We start from the raw sequence: 16,714 nt of genomic DNA on the forward strand, positions 1-16,714 counted from the left end.
CAATCATTTGACGAGTGCCCACTCTTGCTTCTCACCTTCGACGCCTTCTCGGCTGCGCACCTGACCAAGCAATTCAAGCTCTGCAAGAGTGTCGCGCACCTGACGCATGTTGAGCCCAGAAAACTGTGCGATACCCGCAAGCGTTCGAAACCCGCGCAACGGGATCGCGTCAACCACGCGTCTTGCCCATGACCCCTGACGGCTCACCGCACCCGCACCGTCACTCGATGTTTCAACGTCGTCTGCACTCTCTGAATCACCAAAAAGTGTGCGTCCTCGATCCACCGCCAACAACTCATACAATTCGTTAACACTCGTAATCAGCGTCGCGTCGTAGTCGCGCACCATGCGATGACAACCGGCAGATGCCGCCGAGGTGATCGGGCCGGGCACAGCTCCTATTGGTCGAGACAATTGCGAAGCGTGCCCAGCCGTGTTCAAACTACCTGAACGAACCCCGGCCTCAGTCACCAGCACAGCGGCTGAAAGCGCCGCTATAAGTCGATTACGCTGCAAAAATCTCCAACGCGTTGGCGCCGACCCCGGAACCATCTCTGAGCACACCGCGCCTGAGTCTTTAATGTCTCGAAGCAATGTGTCGTGTGCTTTCGGATAGGAGCGGTCAACTCCCCCGGCCAACACCGCCACGGTCGCACCGCCTGCGGCGAGCGCGGTGCGATGAGCGACCGCGTCTATCCCGTAGGCGGCACCAGAGACAATGACGATCCCGGCAGCACAGGCTCCGTCTACGAGTTCTGCGGTGACATGGCTACCGTAGCCTGTGGCGGCACGAGCCCCAACCACCCCGAGAGAGGGTGCGCTCAATGCGCGCCAATCACCTCTCACCCACAGCATCGTGGGAGCGTTCACGCCAAGATCGTTGAGGCTCACCGGCCAGTGCTCGTCATCTGGAAACACCACTTGAATACCCAACGCAGCGGCTCGCTCAATATCGCGCACTGTTTCGGCGCGGTCGACTCTGCTGCGCCACCGCTCCAAGGCACCCCGCATGGTGTGTTCAGCTACCACGCTGCCACTGTGCTCACGCATATTTTCGAGGGCCTGAGCGAGCCGAGTAGTGTCGGCTCGCTGAAGCACCAGATCGAGGGCGTCTTCTGCGCCCAGGGCCTCAATCAATGCTCCAGCATGGCCGTCACCAGGCTCGGTAATTCTGGCCCAAGCTATTCGGGCAAGCATCATGTTCGCTCGCGTCTGAGTCGTCTCTTCGGTGTTTACCTGGATTCGTTTGAAGGCTTTGATCAGGCTGGCGTCGGCATGCACAAGCGAGGTTGTCATAGGGCGGCTCCCCCGCGTAGAGCGAGCGCGTGTCGCAACTCGGCGCGGTCTGGTGCCGTCTTTTCGGCGAGGTCAGCAAGCGTCCAGGCGAGACGTAGCACCCGGTCGTAGCCGCGCACCGTGAGCGAACCTCTCGCAAGTGCCGCATCGATCACTGCTGTGGCGGCGCGCGGCAAACGGTTCGCGGGCGCCCGCAACCACTCACCACGGACTTCACCGTTCACGCGCCAAGGAGTTCCGTTCAGGCGCGCACTCGCTCGCTTTCTTGCGTGCAGCACTCGCTTTCGAGCCTCTTCGCTTGTGATCGTCGGCACTACGTCGCCATCAAGCAGCACGCTCGATACCCGACGTATGTTGATCCGCAAGTCGATCCGATCGGTGAGCGGCCCGCTCAGCCGACCGAGGTAACGCACGCGCTGCGAGGGTGTACAGCGGCAGGGGTCTTCTGCGTTCACCGTGCCTGCGTTGCCGCACGGGCAGGGGTTTGCGGCCAGCACCAATTGAGCGTGTGCCGGCAGAGTGGTTCGCACTTTGGCCCGATGAATTTCAACGGTGCCCGTCTCTAAGGGTTGCCGCAGCGCATCAAGCACGCCTCGCGGAAATTCTGGAGCCTCATCAAGAAACAGTACTCCGTGGCAGGCCTTCGTCACTGCTCCGGGTCGTACTCCACTTGAGTCGCCTCCGCCGATAATCGAAACAGCAGAGGCGGTGTGATGCGGGCTCTCAAACGGGGGTCTTCGCACCAACTCGGTCAGTGTTGATCCTCCGAGTGAAGCAATACTTGAGGCGGTGATCGACTCTTCATCGCTGAGGTCGGGAAGAATACTGGCAAGCCTGGTGGCGAGCAGTGTTTTGCCTGCTCCGGGTGGCCCAATCATTGAAAGGTGATGCCGCCCTGCGGCTGCGATGATGAGTGCTTCGACAGCCTCTGGCTGCCCAATCACCTCGGCGATATCTGGATCAGCGAAGCTTTGTTTTGTGGTCGCTGCATCCGTTTCTGTGCCTTCTTTGGCAGAGCCTGGTTGTGCGATATGCCAGTTGCCTACCACCCCGCGGTACCAGTCAACAGCGTCGCGAAGTGTCTCAGCGGCGACAACGGTGATGTTAGGCACGAGAGCCGCTTCTTGCGCGCACACTGCTGGCACCATGACTGTCGAGAATCCGTGTCGCCGAGCGGCAAGCACCGCGCTTAACAGTCCCGGCGGGCGACGTAACCCACCGTCAAGGCCGAGTTCGCCGATGTGAGCTACTGAGGTTAACCGATCTGACGGCATCTGTTTTGATGCCGCGAGCGAAGCAAGGGCGATGGCAAGATCAAACCCAGAACCGTGTTTCGGCAGTGCCGCTGGGCTGAGATTCACCACCAAGAATCGATCCGTAAGTGCCAAGCCAACCTGCTGTGCGGCTTGCCGCACCCGCAATTTCGCTTCGGTTAACGATGCGTCTGGCAGGCCGATGATCGCCATTCCTGGCAGTTGGTTTGAGGCAGCTGCTTCGACCTGCACGACTGTGCCGTCGAGCCCGGTGAGCGCGATCGCTGATGCTCGGCACGCCATGTCGCTCATGAGATGCCCCTGAGATGCGTGATCTGGGGAGGCTGCCCCTCACTTAGGGTCACCGCAATCGCGTCAATGCGAAGTTTTCCAGAGACCGGCCGGTGGGCTCGCACCCAGCTCAGCAGCAGTTCGCGCAATCGCGCGGTTTTACGTGCAGTGATTGCTTCGAGTGGGCTGCCGTAGCCAGTACCGCTTCTGGTTTTCACTTCAACGGCTACAAGCACACCGCGCTCGCGCACAACCAGGTCGAGTTCGCCGGTTCTTCCCGACCGCCAATTGCGCGAGAGGATCTCGCAGCCAATACCGAGCAGGTATTCTGCTGCGATCTGCTCGCCGCGAGCACCAAGTTCAAGGTTGTGCGAGCGTCTTCTGCTGGCACCGCCTTGCGGATTTTTAGAGATAGCTGTGTCGGTCATGCAGCAAGCATGCGGCGCGGGCGAACGTAAAAAGTTGCCTATTGCGCGATCCGTGGACAACTCACGAAGTTTTCACCTGTGAGCTACAACTGAAAAACACGCGAAAGACGCCAAGAAGCTCGAAGAAACGAAAACGCGAAGAAACGCGAAAAGCACAAAAAAGCGAAAGCACAAAAGCGAAGAAAACGCGAAAAACGCGAAAAGCACAAAGAAGTGCAGAAGAGCGCGAAAGATACGAAGAAAGCGCGAGAACACTCGCGCGGCTACTTCGTTTTAGCGGTCTTCGATCGAAAGATCCTGCGGCAGCTTAAATTCACGAGCCGAAAGCTCTTCGACGTTCACGTCCTTGAACGTAAGCACTCGAACAGACTTCACAAAACGATCTGAGCGGTAAACATCCCACACCCAGACATCGCTCATGGTCAGCTCGAAATAGAAGTCGGTGCCAGCATCGCGGCGCTGCAGATCGACCTCATTTGCGAGGTAAAAACGGCGCTCGGTTTCAACGACATAGCGGAATTGCTGCGCAATATCCCGGTATTCGCGAAACAGCGAGAGCTCTGCGTCACGCTCGTAATCGTCAAGGTCGTCTTCATTCATCCTTCCCATCCTAGGGCACGTTGCAGACACCTGAGCATGCTTCAGATATATGCTCCACACAGTTTGACTTATTCGAAAGTTTGTTCGAATATAACTTCATGAATCAACTCGCCACGGTCCGCTCGCTGCAGCAGCGCATCTCAACGATGCAGCCTGCGCGACTTGCCGATGGCCTGCCCACTCCGCAATCGCTAAAACCGCTTTTGCCCGGCGGGGCCGTGCGCAAGGGGGCCGCAATTTCAGTGCAGGGGTCGCTGCACCTTGCACTCTCGTTTATGCACGAAATCTCTCAAAGTGGTGCTTGGTGTGGGGTTATTGGGGTGCCAAATCTGAGCGTCGAGGCCGCAGCCCAAACCGGGTTGAACCTCGAACGACTCGTGCTGGTGCCAACTCCAGGCAAGCACCTGATTGGCGTCGCCGGCATGCTCAGTGAGGTGCTTACCGCGCTAGTGCTCGCACCTGCCACAGCTCCCGCGCCCGGCGAGATTGAGCGACTCAACGCCCGTTTGCGCGATCACGGCACAGCTTTGGTGATCCTCGGTAATTGGCCGCGCAGCGACACCAGTTTGCAGGTCATCGATTCGCGCTGGAGCGGCCTCGAATCTGGGTTTGGCATGCTGCGCACCCACGAACTCTCAGTGCGTTCAACGGATCGTCGTGGCGGGCGCACCCACACCGTGCGTTTTTGCGACGGGCGTTTAACATGACGGTGGATCAGCCAGCCCGCGTGATCGTGCTCGTTGTGCCTTCTTGCATCCCTGAGCACCTTCCCGTCGAACAGCGTGCCGCCGCCGAACGACTGTGGCAAGACATTCTCGCCGCAGTGCAGCGCACAGTGCCAGATGCCACCACGCTGAGCCAGGGCAGTTGCGCCATGCGTGCGCGCGGCCCCACACGCTACTACGGCAGTGAGGCAGCAGCAGCCTCAGCTCTGGTTGACGGTCTGGGCGACCTTCTCAGCGATGAGCTGCGCGAAGAACTCGCGATTGGCATTGCTAACGGTCGGTTTGCCGCCGAACAAGCAGCCTCTGCCAGCGGTCAGGCCCACGGGTTGCACCTGGTGACCCCGCAGATCCGAATTGTTGACCCCGCGCAAAGCAGCGAGTTTTTGCATGGTCTGCCGGTGGAACGAGCGGCAGACGAAGCACTGGCTCCGGTGCTCGTGAGTCTCGGCATTCGTACTCTCGGTCAATTTGCTGAGCTGCCGGAGCAAGCGGTGCTTGACCGTTTTGGTAAGACCGCGAGGATCGCGCATCGCAGAGCTCGTGGCTTGGGTGAGGCACACGGTGCCGAACTCGCTGCCAGTATTCCGCAGCATGATCTGACGGTTCGTTTCGAGTTCGAGCCGCCACTTGAGGGCGTTGATCAATTGGCATTCGCCAGCTCCGGCTACGCCGAAACTTTTGTGCAAAAGCTCACCATGCAGGGCCTGGTCTGCACAAAGTTATGTATTGAGCTGAGCGATGACTCAAATGTCTCGCACGAAAGCACTTGGTCGCACCCCAGTAATTTCACCGCAGCAGACGTGGTGAACCGCATCAGGTGGCAGGCGGCAGAGCTTCCGCGCGCCGTCGAGCGTGGCGGTGCAGGCATTGCCTCGGTGCGTATTTCGCCCGAACAAACCGCGGCGGCTGCGGCGCACGAACCCGGGCTATGGAGCAACGCTCCCGATGAGAAGGTGCATCACCAACTCACCCGGGTACAAAGCCTGATCGGGCATGAGGGGGTGAGCACAGGCATGATCGTTGGCGGCCGTCTCAATAATGACCGGCAGCGATTTGTACCGTGGGGTTCGGAGCGCGCTTCAACTACTGGGGTGGGGCCCTGGCCTGGGCAGCTCACTGGCGCACTACCTAATCTGGTGTTCTCGAACGAGTTCAGGGTTGCACTTCTCGATCACAGTGGTCTGCCAATTGAGATTGATGACGATGAGCTATTAAACGAGGATCCGGCATACCTGAAGTTGCCTTCGCGCGAGGCGCAGGCGGTGCACGGCTGGTCTGCGCCTTGGCCGCTGCTTGAGGGCTGGTGGCGTCAGCCGTCATCACTGAAACTACCAGCAGAGCAGAACACACACAGAACACAAAAAACGCACAGAGCGCAAGAAGCGCAAGATCCACAAGATCTGCAAAAGCCGCAAGCAACCGAACAGCCGCTTTATCGAATGCAGGTAGCACTGGCCGATGGCTCAGCCTGGCTCCTGAGCTTCGACGCGACTCACGGATGGCACGCACTCGGGAGCTACCACTAATGGGCTGGAACAATCCGCCACGCTCCTGGCAGGAAATGGAGCGAATCCTTTCTGGCAGGTCCGCGGAAGGCGAGCCTCCAGATAGCGTGGAAAGCGCCTCAGAGCACAGTGCTCACACAGCGGGCGATCCAACGCTGCGCTACCTAGCCCCACCGAGCGAGCTCAGCGACCGCAACGACAGTAGCGACGCCACTCACAGGACAGTCGTACCCTACGCGGAACTGCACGCACACTCGCACTACAGCTTTCTTGATGGCGCCAGCTCGCCCGAAGCCCTTGTCGCCGAGGCTGCTCGGCTCGGCCACACCGGCATTGCGATCACAGATCACGATGGCTTTCCCGGCGCGCCAAGATTCGCCGAGGCAGCGGGTGATCATGCGGGCCTCGACACGGTGTACGGCTCGGAGCTTTCTCTCGGTCTGCAGGCACCCCAGCTTGGAGTTGCCGACCCATCGGGCACTCATCTGTTAGTGCTTGCGCAAGGTGTGAGCGGATATCACCGGCTCTCTGCGGCAATCACCGAGGCGCAATTGGCAGGTATGCAAAAAGGTCGGCCGCTCTATGACATTGAGGCGCTTGCTGAGGCAGCAAATGGAGAGTGGGTTGTGCTGACCGGCTGCCGCAAGGGTGCAGTGCGGCAGGCTTTGGCGCGAGCCGAGAATACGGCCGATGCAGAGCGTGCCGCCGAGCTCGAACTTGAACAGCTCACGCGACTATTTGGGCAAGAGCAAGTATTTGTGGAGCTCACTGATCACGGCCACCCGGGTGACGACGTGCGCAATGCACAGCTCGCCGAGCTGGCTGGGCGATCCTCGTTGCCCACTCTTGTCACCGGGGGTGTGCATGCGGCAACCCGGGCCGACACTCAGCTCGCCGAAGCGCTGGCCGCGATCCGCTCTCGCCGAAGCCTCGACGAACTTGACCCGTTTTTACCGGCCTCGGGCGGCGCCCGTTTGCGTTCCGGTCAGGCCATGCTGCGCCGTTTCGGCAGACACAAAGACGCCGTGTTGCGCACAGCGACACTCGCAAAAGAACTTTCGTTCTCGCTGCGCGCCGCCACACCGAAACTGCCAAGACTTGATGTGCCAGCGGGTTTCACTCAGATGACCTGGTTGCGAGATTTGGTACGCCAAGGGGCGGCAGAACGGTACGGCACCCCGAACGCAGAAATCTCTGCGCGGTTAGAAAAAGAGCTGCAGGTGATTGAGCAGCAAGATTTTCCCGGCTATTTTCTGGTCGTGCACGACATCGTGCAGTTCGCGCGCGGGCGTGGCATTCTGTGTCAGGGACGAGGATCTGCAGCAAATTCTGCCATTTGTTACGTGCTTGGCATTACCGAGGTCGACTCGATCTACTATGAGCTGCCCTTCGAACGCTTTCTGAGCAGCATGCGCGAAGAAGAGCCAGACATTGATGTCGATTTTGACAGTGGCCGGCGCGAAGAAGTCATTCAGTATGTGTACCAAAAGTACGGCAGACGTAATGCGGCCCAGGTCGCGAATGTGATTAGTTACCGCCCGAAGAACGCAGTGCGAGACGCGGCAAAAGCGCTCGGCTTTGATGCTGCTGCTCAGCGCACCTTCTCGAAAGGGCTGGAACGACACGGCAAGATTCCGGCAGATGGCGATTCCCCTGTGCCGCAGCAGGTACGTGATCTGGCTAACCGCCTCCTTGATGCTCCGAGACATCTTGGTATTCATTCGGGTGGCATGGTGCTCACTGAACGGCCGGTTGGTGAGGTCTGCCCCATCGAGCACGCACGCATGCCAGGTCGCACGGTGCTGCAATGGGACAAAGACGATTGCGCGGCCATGGGCCTCGTAAAGTTTGATCTGCTCGGACTTGGCATGTTGAGCGCACTGCAGCTCACCATGGATCTTGCGGAAGAAGCAACCGGTGAGCGCTGGACTCTTGCCACATTGCCGCGCGATGAACCCGGCGTATACGACATGCTCTGTCGAGCCGATGCGATTGGCGTGTTCCAGCTCGAGAGCAGAGCGCAGCTCAACACTTTACCCCGGCTGCGACCTCGACGCTTCTACGATCTGGTCATTGAAATCGCGCTGATTCGGCCTGGGCCGCTGCAGGGTGGGGCGATCCACCCGTACCTTCGAAGACGCAATCGTGAAGAGAGCATCTCTTACCCGCATCCGCTGCTCGAATCGGTGCTTGAGCGCACACTTGGGGTTCCGCTCTTCCAGGAGCAACTTATGCAAATGGCGCAGGCGGTGGGAGACTGCACTGCCGAAGACGCTGATTTGTTGCGGCGTGCGATGGGTTCAAAACGTGGGATCGCGCGTATCGAGACGCTTGAGGCAAAACTCTTTGCCGGCATGAAGCGTAACGGCATCGACGACGAGACGGCACGGGGCGTCTATGCGCAAATTCAAGCGTTTGCGAGTTTTGGTTTCGCTGAAAGCCACTCAATCAGTTTCGCTTTGCTGGTTTATGCCAGCGCCTGGTTTAAGTTGCACTATCCGGCAGCCTTTTTGATCGGCCTATTGCGCTCGCAACCCATGGGTTTTTACGCACCGCGCACACTGGTTGAAGATGCCCGCAGACACGGCGTGCATGTGGTCGCCGCCGATGTGCAGCACCCGCGAGTGCACGCTTCGCTTGAGTCGCTTGACTCACTCGACTCGCTTCGCCGTGCCGCGGGGGCTACTGACACCGCGAGTGCCGCCACCGGCCTCGCTACTTGTCTACCGCGAGAGCAGCCGCACCCGGGAGAATTCGATCCTAAACATTCCGATGATTCCGCAGCCCACCGACGCGACGGCAACTATGCCGTGCGGCTCGGTCTGGCTGAGGTGCGCGGAGTCGAGCAACCAGCCGCCGAGCGCATTGTTGCCGCCCGCGCCGATGGACCGTTTCTGAGCCTCGCCGATCTCGCGCGTAGGGCAGACCTTGATCGGGCAACAATTGAGGCGCTTGCTACCGCCGGCGCCTGCACAGGACTTGAGATGACTCGCCGCGAAGCGCTCTGGGACGCCGCCCCCGCTTCAGATAACCGCGAACGATTTTTGCCGGGCATTGCGGTGCACGTGCAGCCACCGCTTTTGCCGATACTGAGTGAGGCTGAGCAGACCGCTCTGGATCTGTGGAGCACCGGCATTGTCTCTGGCAAGCACCCCCTCGCCTTACTGCGTGCAGAGCTCGACCAGCGCGAGGTGACCCGCTCTGACATGCTCACACACGTACGGCACAATTCTTTTGTGCGAGTTGCTGGGTTGGTTACGCATCGGCAGCGTCCGCGCACAGCCGGAGGGGTTACTTTTTTGACGCTCGAAGACGAATCTGGCACCGCGAATATTGTGGTGTGGAGTTCGGTTTGGCAACGTTTTCAACATATTGCGCGAGGATCGCCAGCCCTTGTTGTCGCTGGCACACTTGAGCGCAGCGCAGACGGTTTGCCCAACATTATTGCGGGCGCGTTTGAGCCGCTGGCCGCACCTGACTCGGTTTCGTCACGAGACTTTCGCTGAACCTCGGGCAGGCTTTCGCTGAACCGCAGGCATGCTTTCTCCTAACCGCGGGAATGCTTTCGCCGAACCACGAGCAGGTTTTCGCCATTAGCTGATGGATTCTCGCGTGCGAAACCGGCAGATAGAACGCACTCGCAGTAGGCTTGCGGCGTGCACACATCGACTGCGTTTCTGACAGACCGCTACGAACTGACCATGGTTGACGCGGCGCTTGCCGCGGGCACCGCGCATCGGCAGAGCGTCTTTGAATTGTTCGCCCGCAGGCTCTCTGGCGCGCGCCGCTACGGGGTAGTCGCTGGCACCGGTCGTCTGCTTGAAGCCATCGCTAATTTTCGATTCGGCGATGAAGAACTTGAGTGGCTTCGCTCTGAAGAGTTCTTGCAGCCAGAAACCCTCGATTGGCTCGCAAACTTTAAGTTCTCGGGCAATATTTGGGGGTACCCCGAAGGCGAAGTCTTTTTCCCAGGTTCACCACTGCTCACGGTTGAATCGACGTTTGCCGAGGGCGTGCTGCTTGAGACCCTCGCACTCAGCATTTTGAACGCCGACTCGGCGGTGGCGACGGCTGCAAGCCGCATGGTGCAGGCCGCCAACGGTCGCCCGCTCGCAGAGATGGGTTCGCGCCGCACCGCAGAATACAGCGCCGTGACTGCCGCTCGTGCCGCCTACATTGCGGGCTTTGCTGCGACCAGCAACCTTGAGGCTGGACGCAGTTTTGGCGTGCCGACCATGGGCACCGCCGCACACTCGTTCACGCTGTTGCACGATAGCGAGCGCGAGGCGTTCAAGGCTCAGGTGGCAACACTTGGTGTTGGCACCACGCTGTTGATCGATACCTATGACATTGAGCAGGGTGTGCGGACCGCGGTAGAGGTGGCTGGCACCGAACTCGGGGCGGTCCGTATTGACTCGGGCGATCTGCCAGTGGTGGTTGCTCGGGTGCGCGAGTTGCTTGATGAGCTTGGCGCGACAAACACTCGCATCACAGTCACCAACGACCTCGACGAGTACACTGTTGCCGCGCTTTCGGCTTCACCGGTTGACAGCTTTGGTGTTGGCACCTCTGTTGTTGTCGGCAGCGGATCGCCCACTATGGGCATGGTGTACAAACTTGTCGCGCGTACCGGCGTAGATGGCGAGTGGGTGGCTGTCGCGAAGAAGTCTGCAGATAAGGCCTCGGTTGGCGGGCGCAAGAGCGTACGGCGCATTTTTGATGCGCGCGGTAAGGCACGCACGGAGATGATTTTCTTGGGTGATGGCCCTAGCGGCGCTGTCGAGGGTACTGATCTGAACGAGCCGAATCGTGAGGTACTTGTGCCGATGATGCTGGGTGGTGAGCTGCAGCCGGGCTTCACGGGGCGTGATGGTATCGAGCTTGCGCGCGAGCGGCATCAGCGTGTGGTGGCTGAACTGCCCCATGTGGCGATGAGCCTCACGCGGGGTGATCCAGCGCTCGATACCGAGTATCACTGAACCTGCTCTGCCGTGAGCCAGAGAAATCTTCTGCGTCGAAGCCGCTTATGGCAGGTCTCTGGCCGAAGGTCGGTAAGAACCTGCGATCCGCCGCGTGACCTCAAGATGAAGATGATGACAATGTGGCCGCGGGAAAACGCTTTTGGTGTGCATAGTCTCGGGATATCGGCATACCGTCACATAAAAAGGCTCAGAGAATTTCTCTGAGCCTTTTTAAAAAAAACGAACTACTTCTTCATCCGTTCGTAGACCTTTTTGCAGTCTGGGCAGACCGGAAACTTCTCTGGGTCACGTGACGGCGTCCATTTCTTACCGCAGAGTGCACGCACAGGCTTTCCGCTCAGCGCCGACTCAAGAATCTTGTCTTTTGGCACGTAGTGCGAAAAACGCTCGTGGTCGCCGTCTTCAAGCTGATCCTGATTGAGCAGCTCTTCGAGCTCGCGGTCGAGTACATCGACTCCCCCGCCAGTGTCTGACTTATCGCGCGTGAAGATACCCATGTATTGATTCTACGCGAGAGAAGCTGAAGCGTTTAGTCAAAAGTCTGAGTAACAGCGATCAGCTCTGGAGCTGCTCGGTCGAAGATTCGGCCGCCGATCGTGATACCCAACGCCAAGAACACAGCGCCCCAGACCAAACCGAAGCCAAGAGCCACAATATTCAACCCAAGTGACGGGTCAAAGATTGCAAACACTGACACCACAACGGGTGGCACCGAGAAGATCAGCGCAAAGAGCATTGAGAAAGTCTGCGCCAGCCCAGCACCCGAACCCTGCACAGCAGGCTGCGCAAATGGGCTATCGCCGGGCCTGGTTGCCGGGTACGGCATGAGTGCCGAGAAAATGCTCGATGAAGCGGCAGAAACCAGCAGTACGGCGATGTTCATTCCGATCACAGCCGGCAGCAACCGCCAGTCACCGCTCACCGTCACTGTCACACTCGAACCGATAATCGCCAGCGGCAGACCAATCAACATAATCGGCGCAAGACGACCAGCTCGGTCGTGTGTGCCCTTTGTTCCACTGGCAACATGCATCCAGATAGCGGTCGAATCGAGCGCAACATCGTTGTGCACCGACCAGCCGAACAGCAACAAGATCACAGGCAACGGCAACAGCGCAAGGGTGTGCGCGTCCATGCCGGCGATCCAGAGCGCCACAATCATGATGACCGGGGCCACCGGAATTGCAAGCAGCGCAATACGGTAGCGAGGATCACGACGCCAATAGGTCAGCGTGCGAGCCGCAATCACCTCACGAGGTCGTGCAGGGAAGCGGTCAAAAATTTCGAGCCCCTCACGGCTGAGCCCGTCTGGAGCTGGCCGCTCGATGCTCGTCACAGAACGCGCGACGATCCAGAACCACAGCACAAGCAGCACCACCAAGGCGGCGCCTGCTGCAGCGAAGCGCATCAGCGCGCCCTGGGCGTCACCCAATTCGGCAAGCGCGAGACCAGCGGCAGGTGCACCGAGAGGCGTCCAGCCGAAGACGCTCGCGGCATCTTGAATCGCTTGACTACGCGGTGAACGGAACGCATCAGCCAGCAGGAAGACCACAACCGGTAGCGCGGCAAGCAACAAGAGCATGCCGATCCAACGCAGCACAGCAGTTGCACGCGCAGGCACAATCAGTCGCACCAGCGCCGAACTCACACGGGCAAAGGCCATTGCCAGAAGCAGCGTGAGCACAACCGCAATCGCGGCTAGCCCGGGCTGAGTCAGTCGCTCGGGTCGCAGTACAAGCCCAGCGGCCAACCACAGCACCAGCCAAATTGTTGGCCAGGTGATCAGACTTGATGTGTAAAGACTCGTTGAGATGCTCGCGGGCGATACCGGATACACCGCAAACTGGCGAGGCTCAATGCTGCCGAGGTTTGCGAAAAACGGCACGAACGCAATCAGGGCGAACAAAATGGAAGCCAGGAAAACGTCGATGGACGCACGAGCTTCAGCATCGCCAGAAAGCAGTTGTGGCAGCCAAGCATAGCCAACAGCGAGCGCAATTGAGACAAGCCCAAAAAGCACCGTTCGCGTGACGCGTCGTGCATCCCCTCGGAACACCGAGAGCAGCAGGGCTACTCGGAGTCTGAAGAGCCGCGCAACCACTCGAGCCCCTCCCCTTCATTCTTGGGGTTGGTGAGGTGCTTGAAGCGTTCTTCAAGGCTCACACCATCGCGAACCTCATCGACGGTGCCCTTAGCTACAACCGATCCATCAACGATTACGACTACGTGGTCGCAAATACGCTGAATCAAATCGAGGCTGTGGCTCGACATAATCACGCTGCCGCCACCTGCGACATACTTCTCAAGAATCTCAGTCACGTTCGAAGCCGAAACCGGATCGATCGTTTCGTATGGCTCATCAAGCACCAATACTTCTGGTGCGTGAATCGTTGAGCACGCCAGGCCGATCTTCTTCTGCATACCTGCCGAGTAGTCAGAGACTGGGCGATCCAGCGCAGATTCAAGACCGAATGCCGTAGCGAGTTCGGCCGCGCGCTTTGCGACGGTTGCTTGGTCGAGGCCGTGCAGCACACCCGCGTAATAAAGCAGCTGACCGCCGGTAAGTCGGTCGAAGAGGCGAAGACGGTCGGGCAGGCTGCCGATCACGCGTTTAGCTTCTGGGCCGTTGCGCCAAACATCGATGTCACGAACCGAAATACGACCAGAGGTTGGGCGGTTGAGGCCGGTGATCATTGAGAGCACGGTGGTCTTGCCTGCACCGTTCGGGCCGACGACGCCGGTGAGCGATCCAGCGCGCACTTCAAAAGATACGTCTGCTGCTGCGAGTACCTGACCGTAAGACTTCGTCAGCGATTCTGCCTGCAGAATTACCGGATTCTTGGCCGCAATTTCGGCGCGTTCACGGGCGCGCACCACAGAGGGCACTGGAATTTCGATGCGCCCGGTGCGCTGGGAAACCGGCGGTGCAGTTTCGTTGGTCTCGGCCTGTGCTGTGCCCGCTGCTTCAGACACGGCTTCGGCTAAGGCTGAATCAGTAGCCGAATTAGCCGAAGCAGTCGTTGCGCTTTCGCCGACAGCTCCCGCAACAACTTCAGGCGCATTCTCAGCTTCAGTCGCTGTCGCTGCCTCTGCCACGGTCTCTGGGGCTGCTTCTGCGGCTGCCGCAGACTTCACCATGGTACGGGGAATCCTTCGGTTGACGGTGCGTGGAGCCGCAGGAGTCTGGCTTTTTGCCGTCGACTCAGCATTACTCACGTCTTCGGAGGACTCTTCGCTGGGCGGGATTGCAGGCACGACTACAAACCTATCAAACGTATGCGACCTACGATGCGCGCCAGCGCGTGCGCGCACGTTCTCATAGAAAACAGGCAGAATGTTCTTGTGACGAGCTTTACTGATCAGCCGCGCTCAAAGCGCGCGACAGCCCTGAGATCGTTGCGCCTGCTCACCTTGCGTGATCTCAAGGTGCGATATTCAACCTCTCTACTTGGCTATCTTTGGTCGATTCTCGACCCTCTTGCCATGAGTTTGATCTACTGGTTCATCTTCACTCAGATGATGCAGCGCAGTATCGGAGAGACTCCGTACATAGTCTTTTTGCTCTGCGCGATGCTGCCATGGATGTGGTTCAACGGCGCAGTGAGCGATTCCAGTCGGGCGTTTTTGCGTGATGTGAAGCTCGTGCGCTCGGTTGCACTACCGCGCTGGATTTGGGTCGCTCGAATTGTCTGCTCAAAGGGCATCGAGTTTTTGTTGAGCCTGCCAGTGCTCGCGCTATTCGCGATCTTTAATGGCGCAGAGGTGAACTGGCGCCTTGCGCTGTACCCGCTTGCCATCGTGATGATGGCTGCACTTGTGCTCGGCGTTGGCTTGATTCTGGCGCCACTTGTAGTGTTTTTCCGCGACCTTGAGCGCGCGACAAAGCTGATTTTGCGCGTGCTGTTTTATGCGTCACCTGTGATTTATGGCATCGGGGATTTGCCTGACGCTGTGGCGCCTTTCGCCTGGGCCAACCCGCTCTCGGGCATTTTCGCGCTGTTCCGTGCTGGGTTCTTCCCCGACCAATTGAATTGGACACTTGTTGGCACTTCGGCTGCGATCACCACTGCCATCTTGCTGGTTGGCATGTTGGTGTTCCGCCGTTCAGTTGGCGGAGTTTTGAAGGAACTATGAGCGCGCAACACGAGACCTCAGCCATTATTACCGCCAACGATCTTGGTGTGCGTTTTCGGCGCAACCGCGGATCACGACGCAGTTTCAAAGACTTGTTTTCGTCTAAGCGACGTAAAAGCCAGAGCGGTGAATTCTGGGCCCTGCGCGACGTGTCATTTTCAGTGCAGCCGGGCGAAGCGATCGGCGTGGTCGGACGCAATGGTCAAGGCAAGTCGACACTGTTGAAGCTAGTAGCTGGAGTACTGCTCCCCGACGAGGGCAAAGTGAAGGTGCACGGTGGCGTGGCACCGCTAATTGAGCTCACTGGTGGCTTCGCTGGCGATCTCACCGTACGTGACAATATTCACCTGACGGCTGGCCTACACGGTCTTACCCGCAAAGAGATCGCTGACCGTTTTGACGCGATTGTCGACTTTGCTGAGTCTGCCGATGTGCTTGACACTCCGTTCAAACACCTCTCAAGCGGCATGAAAGTACGCGTTGCCTTCGCTGTGGTGTCACAGCTCGATGAACCAGTGTTGCTGGTCGATGAGGTTCTCGCGGTCGGCGACAAAGCCTTTAGGAACAAGTGCTACCGCCGCATCGATGAACTACTGGCCGAGGGCCGCACACTGTTTTTGGTGTCGCACAATGAGCGCGATCTGCGTCGATTCTGCACCAGAGGCCTCTACCTCGATGGTGGCCAGCTGAAGTTTGACGGGCCGGTTGAAGAGGCGCTGGATCGCTACAACACCGATCACAACAGCTGATTGCGGGCTGGCTTCATTGTCAGCGTGTTGACTCCGTGCGTATAGGCGCTAGTTCCTCGCTTCGTCGCGCTCATCATCAGCCAAGAGCGCAAGTAGTCCCTTGACGAGCGCTTGTGTGGAGAACTCAAAGAACTCTTCATCGCGCCGAAATTGTGTTTCGCGGGCAGCCGCAGAGAGCGCTGGCAGATCAGCGCGTTCGAGCATTCGATCTACATCACGCACCCGCCCTCCGTGGCTGTGCACGACATCAGTGACCGCAAGAGCGTGCTCGGCGACGGCGGCAATCAGCAGTGAAGAGTGCGCGAGTTTGAGCTGGTATGCGGCTGCGACGCTCTGCTGATGGGCGTCCATAGCACGCTGCACTTCTGGCGATGTTTCGTGCGAGTTGCGAACGAGGAAGCCGGCGATTCCCGGGTTCTCAATGGCGAGTTTTCGGAGCGAAAGCGCAATTTCCAGGAGGTGAACCTCGAGTGGAGCTTCCCCCGGCACGGGTGCTTCCCAGCTCGCAAAAATGGCTTCGGCCGTAATGACCTGAATATCATTAATCCCATTTGTGTGCTTGTAGAGGGCGCGCACACCGACGCCTAGTTCCTCAGCGACACCCGCGACGGTTGCCCTGGGCAGGGTGAGCCGTCGTCCGGCAGTTGCAATAGCATCGCGCGTGATCTTTTTGGGACGTCCGGGCTTTCGCGGCTCGGAACTCATGTGCTCTCCTGTGGTCGACGCTGCGGGGCGGTGAGTTACCGCCCCG

At 59.0% G+C, this 16,714-nt stretch carries 14 protein-coding genes; 6 read left to right on the forward strand and 8 right to left on the reverse strand.

Features of this window, described 5'->3' with window-relative positions; genetic code table 11:
• Positions 1 to 3 precede the first annotated feature (3 nt).
• From dprA to QBL02_RS05910, 4 genes are all read right to left on the reverse strand, one after another.
• Entirely contained in the window at positions 4 to 1,296 is a 1,293-nt protein-coding gene (dprA, locus tag QBL02_RS05895) for a DNA-processing protein DprA (RefSeq protein ID WP_282725464.1), read from the reverse strand.
• On the reverse strand, positions 1,293 to 2,861 hold the full coding sequence (locus QBL02_RS05900) for a YifB family Mg chelatase-like AAA ATPase (RefSeq protein WP_349238632.1): 1,569 nt from the start codon (positions 2,859 to 2,861) through the stop codon (positions 1,293 to 1,295). Before QBL02_RS05900 ends, dprA begins: the two co-directional genes overlap by 4 nt.
• Positions 2,858 to 3,268, reverse strand: a complete 411-nt coding sequence (locus tag QBL02_RS05905; protein WP_282725465.1) for a YraN family protein — start codon at positions 3,266 to 3,268, stop codon at positions 2,858 to 2,860. Before QBL02_RS05905 ends, QBL02_RS05900 begins: the two co-directional genes overlap by 4 nt.
• A 273-nt stretch (positions 3,269 to 3,541) precedes the next feature.
• On the reverse strand, positions 3,542 to 3,868 hold the full coding sequence (locus tag QBL02_RS05910) for a DUF2469 domain-containing protein (protein ID WP_282725466.1): 327 nt from the start codon (positions 3,866 to 3,868) through the stop codon (positions 3,542 to 3,544).
• Between the two features lie 98 nt (positions 3,869 to 3,966).
• Between QBL02_RS05910 and QBL02_RS05915 the strand changes: the two genes are divergently transcribed.
• The 4 genes from QBL02_RS05915 to QBL02_RS05930 all read left to right on the forward strand — a co-directional run bounded on the left by QBL02_RS05915 (position 3,967) and on the right by QBL02_RS05930 (position 11,077).
• Complete coding sequence (locus QBL02_RS05915) at positions 3,967 to 4,575, forward strand: hypothetical protein (RefSeq protein WP_282725467.1); 609 nt, start codon at positions 3,967 to 3,969, stop codon at positions 4,573 to 4,575.
• Positions 4,572 to 6,119, forward strand: coding sequence for a DNA polymerase Y family protein (locus QBL02_RS05920; protein ID WP_282725468.1), 1,548 nt, complete (start codon positions 4,572 to 4,574; stop codon positions 6,117 to 6,119). Before QBL02_RS05915 ends, QBL02_RS05920 begins: the two co-directional genes overlap by 4 nt.
• Entirely contained in the window at positions 6,119 to 9,604 is a 3,486-nt protein-coding gene (locus tag QBL02_RS05925) for an error-prone DNA polymerase (protein ID WP_282725741.1), read from the forward strand. The genes QBL02_RS05920 and QBL02_RS05925 overlap by 1 nt, the downstream gene beginning before the upstream one ends.
• Positions 9,605 to 9,754: 150 nt before the next feature.
• On the forward strand, positions 9,755 to 11,077 hold the full coding sequence (locus QBL02_RS05930; protein ID WP_282725469.1) for a nicotinate phosphoribosyltransferase: 1,323 nt from the start codon (positions 9,755 to 9,757) through the stop codon (positions 11,075 to 11,077).
• 227 nt (positions 11,078 to 11,304) lie between these two features.
• On the opposite strand, the gene QBL02_RS05935 is transcribed toward QBL02_RS05930, so the two are convergent.
• From QBL02_RS05935 to QBL02_RS05945, 3 genes are read right to left on the reverse strand one after another with little or no spacing between them, the layout of a single operon-like run.
• Positions 11,305 to 11,577, reverse strand: a complete 273-nt coding sequence (locus QBL02_RS05935; RefSeq protein WP_282725470.1) for a DUF3039 domain-containing protein — start codon at positions 11,575 to 11,577, stop codon at positions 11,305 to 11,307.
• Positions 11,578 to 11,609: 32 nt separating this feature from the next.
• Positions 11,610 to 13,181, reverse strand: coding sequence for a hypothetical protein (locus QBL02_RS05940; protein WP_282725471.1), 1,572 nt, complete (start codon positions 13,179 to 13,181; stop codon positions 11,610 to 11,612).
• Complete coding sequence (locus QBL02_RS05945; protein WP_349238633.1) at positions 13,151 to 14,335, reverse strand: ABC transporter ATP-binding protein; 1,185 nt, start codon at positions 14,333 to 14,335, stop codon at positions 13,151 to 13,153. Before QBL02_RS05945 ends, QBL02_RS05940 begins: the two co-directional genes overlap by 31 nt.
• An 87-nt stretch (positions 14,336 to 14,422) precedes the next feature.
• Here QBL02_RS05945 and QBL02_RS05950 point away from each other — a divergent pair, with 87 nt between their 5' ends.
• Complete coding sequence (locus tag QBL02_RS05950; RefSeq protein ID WP_282725472.1) at positions 14,423 to 15,214, forward strand: ABC transporter permease; 792 nt, start codon at positions 14,423 to 14,425, stop codon at positions 15,212 to 15,214.
• A complete protein-coding gene (locus QBL02_RS05955) occupies positions 15,211 to 15,963 on the forward strand; it encodes an ABC transporter ATP-binding protein (protein WP_282725473.1) in 753 nt (250 codons plus the stop codon). The genes QBL02_RS05950 and QBL02_RS05955 overlap by 4 nt, the downstream gene beginning before the upstream one ends.
• A gap of 48 nt (positions 15,964 to 16,011) precedes the next feature.
• On the opposite strand, the gene QBL02_RS05960 is transcribed toward QBL02_RS05955, so the two are convergent.
• Positions 16,012 to 16,668: a hypothetical protein gene (locus QBL02_RS05960; protein WP_282725474.1), complete on the reverse strand. Its 657-nt coding sequence runs from the start codon at positions 16,666 to 16,668 to the stop codon at positions 16,012 to 16,014.
• Between the last annotated feature and the right edge of the window lie 46 nt (positions 16,669 to 16,714).

The organism is Leucobacter sp. UT-8R-CII-1-4 (genome assembly GCF_030010235.1).
Classification (GTDB): Bacteria; Actinomycetota; Actinomycetes; order Actinomycetales; family Microbacteriaceae; genus Leucobacter.